We start from the raw sequence: 6,306 nt of genomic DNA, 5'->3' as shown, positions 1-6,306 counted from the left end.
CGCGTCTTCCGCCCTGCCGCGCAGCAGGGGCGCGGCATCGGCGCTGCCCCAGAAGCCCTGCGGCCTCGGCGGCAGCCCGTCCCAGAGGCCGGCCCGCGTGCCTGCCGGGCGGGCGTCGTCCGCCGCGCGGGCCGCGTCCAGCACGTCCTCCACATCGCCGACCAGCGCCCCCTGCACGGCGTGGAGCACGGCGGAAAAGACCGCCGACTCGTCCCGGAAGCGGACTTCGCTCTTGGCCGGGTGGACATTGACATCCACCGCGTCGGGCGGCATATCCACGAACAGCACCACCTGCGGATAGTCCCGGCTGGTGAGGCGGCCCTTGTAGGCCTCGCGCACGGCCGCCAGCAGGCGCTTGTCGCTGACGCTGCGGCCGTTGACATAGAGCAGGATGCGGTCCCCGCGCTGCTGGCTCACCGAGGGCAGGGCCGCCAGACCGTGCGCCCGGATGCCGTGGCGCTCGCCGTCGAAGGGGCGCAGGGCCTCCACCACCAGGCGCGGCCAGATCAGGGCCAGACGCTCCCGCAGGCTCTGTCCGGGCAAAAAGCGCAGGGCCTCGCGCTCCCCGGCCCTGAGGCTGAAGCCCACGTCGCAGCGGGCCAGGGCCAGGCGCAGCAGCCAGTCCTGGGCACGTTTGAACTCCGTGGCCGGGGTCTTCAAAAATTTGAGCCGCGCGGGTATATTGCTGAACAGGTCCCGCACCTCCACGATGGTGCCCCGGTGCAGGGCCGAGGGCTCCGCCGCCAGCAGGCGGCCGAACTCCACCACGATGCGGGCGGCTTCCGTGCCGCCGTCCGGGCCGCTCACGGCGGATTCCATGCTGAAGCGGGCCACGGAGGCGATACTGGGCAGGGCCTCGCCGCGAAAACCGTAGGACGCGATCCGCTCCAGATCGTCCAGGCTGGCGATCTTGCTGGTGGCATGGCGGGTCACGGCCAGTTCCAGCTCGCCGGGGGCGATGCCCGTGCCGTCGTCCTGTACTCGGATGCGGCTCTGGCCGCCGTTCTCCAGCATGACGTCCACGCGCGTGGCCTGGGCGTCCAGGCTGTTTTCCACCAGTTCCTTGACCACACTGGCCGGGCGCTCCACCACCTCGCCGGCGGCGATCTGATTGCGCAACTCAGGCGGTAACAAACGTATATGACGAGATACTCCAGACATGCGGCCACTCTATCCGGCCGCCAGACGCAAGGCAAGCACGCCCCCCGGCGCGTCCTCAACCGCAGGCGGCCCCTGCGGCACCGCAGCCGCTGCGCCGTGGCGCGGCAGGAGACCCCCCACACCGTCAACATCCCCGTGCTGCCGGTGCCGGAAGCCTTTGATCCCGACATGCTTTTTGTGGAATGCGGCCATTGCGGCGCGCCCATCTTCTGGGAGAAGGGCCGCACCCGTCGCCTGCTGAACGCCGTGGGCATCGACCCCCTGGAACTGGACGCCAGCTGCGTGCTGATCACCGATTCCTGCCCCCTGTGCGGCGGCAAGGGCCGCTATACGGTGCAGATCTACCGCATCAGCGCGGCGCGCAGCGCCCGGCATTTGTTCTACGCGGGCAACGCCTGAGCGCCCTTCATCTGCAATGCCGCAAGGGGCGGCCGTCTCCCGGAGGAGGCGGCCGCCCCTTGCCGTATCTCCGGTACACGGCGGCGCTGTGCCGGGACCCCGGCCGGACCATGACGCGCAGGACGCCGCCGGCGCCGCTCCGGGGCCTCGCATCCACACCAGCCTGCCGCCACGGCCGGGCCTTCCCCTCAGCTCTTGCCGCCTGTCCGCGCGCGCCGTCCGCCCTGTCCGCCCCACTGGCTGAGCAGCACGCCGGCCACCACCAGCGCCGAGGCCAGGTACTGGCCGGGCAGGAAGACCTCGCGCAGCAGGATGACGCCCCCGGCCAGGGTCAGGATGGGGATGAGGTTGGTATAGGCCGCGGCCCCGGCCGCCGAAAGACGGCTGACCCCCACATTGTAGAGCCCGTAGCCGCCCAGGGAGACGATGCCGCCCAGATAGACCACGCTGGCCCAGGGGGCCCAGTCCGGCACCCGCACATGGAGCAGCACGGGCGTATAGTCCAGCGGGGCCAGGGCCAGCAGGCCGCAGAAGAAGCTCATGCCCACAAAGGACTGCACGGCCGTGATCTGCAGGGGCGAATAGGCGGCGGACAGCCGCCGGGCCAGCACGGTATAGAGGGCCGCGCAGACCATGGCCAGCCCTTCCAGGAAGTTGCCCAGCACCGGCGCCGTGGCCGTCTCGTCCACGGCGGACTGCAGGGAGAGCCAGACCACGCCGGTCACGGCCAGGGCGAAACCGGCCCAGCCCCGCGCCCCGACCCGCTCGCCCAGCAGGCGCCAGGCCACCACGGCGGTGATGAGCGGCAAGAGCGAGATGACCATGCCCGCCTGCGAGGCCGTGGTCAGGCACAGGGCCCGGGTCTCCAGCAAAAAATAGCAGCAGGGTTCGGCCAGGGCCATGAGCAGCAGCCAGCGCCACTGGCCCTTGCGGCGCAGATCGCGCAGCAACCCGCCCCAGAGCGGCAGGAAGAGCAGGGTCGCCACCGCCATGCGCCCGGCCATGACCGTGAAGGGATCCAGCGCGCTGAGCGCCACCCGCAGGGCCACATAGGACGTGCTCCAGAAAACCATGGCCAGAAACAGGGCCAGATGCGGCCAGATGCGAACCCACATGACGATCCCTCCACGATGACGGCGCACAGGAGGGCGGCCCCTGCCGTCCCTTGTGCGTCGCAGCAGCATGCCAAAGCCCGGACAAAAGGTCGAGTGCCCGGCACGCGCCTGCGACGGCCGGGCCCCACCGGCGCAGACGGGCAGCGTACGCAGGGCCGCCGCGAGCCTTTCACGCCGCTGCGGCCATGTTCCCCGCTCCCCGCTGCACGTCAGGGGCCGGAAACAGCTCCCGGCGCGCACGCCCGCCCGATGGCACAGCCCGGCGCAGGCTGCCGCCCCGCCGCTGCCGTGCCGGCCGGGAACGGCCGGGCCAGGGGCGCATCGTCCTGCCGCACTGCGCGAACGCCCCTCCCCCTGGGCGGCCTCCTTCGGGCGTCCCCGCCGTCCGCGCCCCGGCCGCGGGGCCGCTTGCTCCCCGGCCGGATAGGGGGTATTGCAGAGTTCCGGGCCGCCCGCGGCCCGTCCACCCTATCCATACAGAGAGAGGATATGCCATGAGCATGCGTCTTTCCCGTTCCATAGTCGGCGAAGCCGAAGCCGAAGCCGTCCGCCGCGTCATCGTCGGGGACGGCTATCTGGGCATGGGGCACGAGACCTGCCTCTTCGAACAGGAGCTGGCCGCCTATCTGGGCGTGGCGCCCGAACAGGTCGTGACCGCCAATACGGGCACCGCCGCCCTGACCCTGGCCGTGGATGCCATCGCCCCCCGCCACGCCGCCCGCAAGCCGCAGATCCTGGTACCGTCCCTGACCTTCGTGGCCTCCTTCCAGGCCATCCTGGCCGCCGGTTGCGAACCCGTGGCCTGCGACGTGCTGCCCGAGACCGGCACCATCGACCTGACGGATGCCGCCCGCCGCATCACGCCCGCCACCCTGGCCATCATGCCCGTGCACTATGCCAGCAACCCCTGGCATCTGGACGGGATCCACGCCTTCGCCCGGCAGCACGGGCTGCGCGTCATCGAGGACGCGGCCCATGCCTTCGGCTGCCGCCATCACGGCCGCAAGATCGGCAGCTTCGGCGACATCGTCTGCTTCAGCTTTGACGGCATCAAGAACATCACCTCCGGCGAGGGCGGCTGCGCCGTCTTCTTCAACGCCAGCGAGGCCCGCTACGCCGCCGACGCCCGCCTGCTCTCCGTGGAGGGCGACACCCGTTCCCGCTTCGCCGGGACGCGCACCTGGGACCCGGACGTGAAGCGCATCGGCTGGCGTTTCCACATGAGCAACATCATGGCCGCCATCGGCCGCGTGCAGCTCTCGCGTCTGGAGGGGGAATTCATCCCGGCCCGCCGCGCCCTGGGCGACATCTACCGGCAGCGTCTCTCCGGCCTGCCGGGCCTGCGCCTGCTGCAGACCGATCCGCAGGACTTCGTGGTGCCGCACATCGTCTGCGTGCGCGTGCTGCACGGCCGCAAGGACGAGCTCAAGGCCGCCCTCGGCGCCGCCGGCGTGCCCGTGGGCGTGCACTACAAGCCCAACCACCTGCTGAGCCTGTTCCGGCCCGCCGCCGACGCCCTGCCCCTGCCGGTGACGGAACAGCTCTACGGCGAGCTGGTGACCCTGCCCATGCATCCCGGCCTGAGCGCCGCCGACGTGGAACATGTCTGCGACGTCATCACGGCCACCCTGGCCTAGCCGCGAGGCCGACGACGTCCGCGCGGCCTTGCCCGGCCCCGCCGCTGGGAAAGGCCGCGCCGGTCCTGGCGGGAACGCCCTCCCGCTCCGCTCTTTCCGGCTCCCCGGAGCCGTCGCCGATGGCGCTCCGGCCGGCAGGCCGGACCTGCCGTACAGGGCCCTGCCCGGGGAGGATGCCGTGACTGTCCTGTCCGAGACGAAGACCTTTGCCGCGGGCCTGCTGGCCCGCCCCCTGCTGCGTTTCGGCATGGTGGGCAGCGCGGCCACCCTGTGTTTTTTGTGCTGCCTGCACCTGCTCGTCCTCCACGCCCACTGGCCCGCTCCGGCCGCCCGGGCCCTGGCGGGCCTGCTGGCCCTGCTTGCCGCCTACGCGGGGCAGTGTTACTGGACCTTCGGCGTCAGGCACGGGCACCACGCCCGCATGCTGCCCCGTTTCGTCCTGGTGCAGGGAGCGGGCCTGTATCTGGGCGAGCTGCTGGCCGCATGCCTGGACTGGTACGGCCTGCCCCGCGCCCTGGCCCTGCCCGCCGCCTCCCTGACGGCGCCGCTCTGCCTCTACCTGCTCTGCCGTCTCTGGGTCTTCCGGCCCGCGACCCGGCGGCCCGGCCCGCCTTCCCCGTCATCCCGAGGTGAATCCATGGATCATGTCTCCGTGTCCGAAAGCCCCGCTGTTTCCGTGATCATGAACTGCCTGAACAGTTCCGAACATCTGCAGGAGGCCCTGGACAGCCTGGCCGCCCAGACCTTCACGGATTTCGAGGTCATCTTCTGGGACAACGGTTCCACGGACCGCAGTCCGCAGATCGCCCGGGGCCATGCCGCCCTGGCCGGACGCCTGCGCTATTTCCGCGGCGAAAAGACCGTGCCCCTGGGCGCGGCCCGCAATCTGGCCATCGCCCGCAGCCGGGGCCGCTATGTGGCCTTCCTGGACTGCGACGACCTCTGGCGACCCGGGAAGCTGGCCCGTCAGGTGGCCTGCTTCGAGGCCGACCCGCGCGTGGGCCTGGTCTGCACCGATACCGAGATCTTCGACGGCAGGCAGGTGCTCGAACGCCTGTTCGCCGAATCCCGGCCCCAGCGCGGCATGGCCTTTGCCGCCCTCATGGAACGGCAATGGATCTCCATGTCCTCGGCCATGCTCTCCCGCGCGGCCCTGGACAGCGTGGTCTGTCCGCCCGCCGCCGCGGGCGGCGTGCCGGCCTGGTTCGATGAAAGCCTCAATGTCTGCGAGGAGGCCGACATCTTCTACCGCGTGGCCCATGACTGGAAACTGGACCATGTGGACGAGCCCCTCACCGTCTGGCGCGTACATGGCAAGAACACCACCTTCCGCAAGTTCGGCCAGTTCGCGGACGAGACCCTCGCCATCCTGGCCAAGCACCGCCGCCTCTGGCCCGGCTACGATGCGGAACACGCCGGACTGGTCAGCCTGCTGACCCGCCGCGCCGCCTTCCAGAAGGCCGTGAGCCTGTGGCGCGAAGGCCGGGGCCGCGAGGCCCGGGCCACCATCCGGCCCTGGCGCGACCACGCGCGCAAATACCGCCTGTTCTGGTGGGCCAGCTACCTGCCCGGGGCCTGTTTCGACGTGGCCGCCCGCCTCTACTTCGCCCTGCCCGCCGCCATCCGGCGCCGCTAGGCCCAGGACGTTTTGCATTGAGGGGGCAGGAACCCCTTTTGCTCGCGGCAAAAAGGGGTTCCTGCCCCCTCAAACTCCCCCATCTTCCCCAAAACCCGCCAAATTTTATAGATAACCAAGGACAGGAGTTCTCATTTCTGAAAATAATTTTTATTTCAGTATATTATTTAGAATATTCCACAGAAACACAACCTTGATAACGAGTCCTGAGCCTAGGGACAGGACGCATCACATTTCGTTTTTGGGGGAAGGAAGCCCTTTGCGTTGCTGTCGATGCCCGTAGCTTCCTTCGTCGCAACGGGCACGGCCCTGCGGGCCGCCATCCGGTCGCGCGTTGCTGTCGATGCCCGTAGCTTCC

The 6,306-nt window shown here is 70.1% G+C and carries 5 protein-coding genes; 3 read left to right on the top strand and 2 right to left on the bottom strand.

Annotated elements, in window-relative coordinates; translation table 11 throughout:
* A partial coding sequence (mutL, locus tag Q1X76_RS09760; protein ID WP_300719661.1) for a DNA mismatch repair endonuclease MutL occupies positions 1-1,161 on the bottom strand: 1,161 nt, incomplete at its 3' end.
* Here mutL and Q1X76_RS09755 point away from each other — a divergent pair.
* Complete coding sequence (locus Q1X76_RS09755; RefSeq protein ID WP_300719659.1) at positions 1,141-1,560, top strand: hypothetical protein; 420 nt, start codon at positions 1,141-1,143, stop codon at positions 1,558-1,560. The genes mutL and Q1X76_RS09755 overlap by 21 nt on opposite strands.
* 188 nt (positions 1,561-1,748) lie before the next feature.
* Here the strand turns inward: Q1X76_RS09755 and Q1X76_RS09750 are convergent, their stop codons facing one another.
* The gene (locus Q1X76_RS09750) at positions 1,749-2,675 is read right to left on the bottom strand and encodes a DMT family transporter (RefSeq protein WP_300719657.1); all 927 of its coding nucleotides are present in this window, start codon (positions 2,673-2,675) and stop codon (positions 1,749-1,751) included.
* A gap of 494 nt (positions 2,676-3,169) precedes the next feature.
* Here Q1X76_RS09750 and Q1X76_RS09745 point away from each other — a divergent pair, with 494 nt between their 5' ends.
* Positions 3,170-4,312 (top strand): DegT/DnrJ/EryC1/StrS family aminotransferase, encoded by a 1,143-nt coding sequence (locus tag Q1X76_RS09745; RefSeq protein ID WP_300719655.1) that lies wholly within the window; start codon positions 3,170-3,172, stop codon positions 4,310-4,312.
* 178 nt (positions 4,313-4,490) lie between these two features.
* Positions 4,491-5,948: a glycosyltransferase gene (locus Q1X76_RS09740; protein WP_300719653.1), complete on the top strand. Its 1,458-nt coding sequence runs from the start codon at positions 4,491-4,493 to the stop codon at positions 5,946-5,948.
* Positions 5,949-6,306: the final 358 nt, after the last annotated feature.

The sequence above is a fragment of the uncultured Desulfovibrio sp. genome, assembly GCF_949282365.1.
In the GTDB taxonomy this organism is placed as follows: Bacteria; Desulfobacterota; Desulfovibrionia; order Desulfovibrionales; family Desulfovibrionaceae; genus Desulfovibrio.
This window is presented reverse-complemented; position numbering and strand designations above follow the sequence as displayed.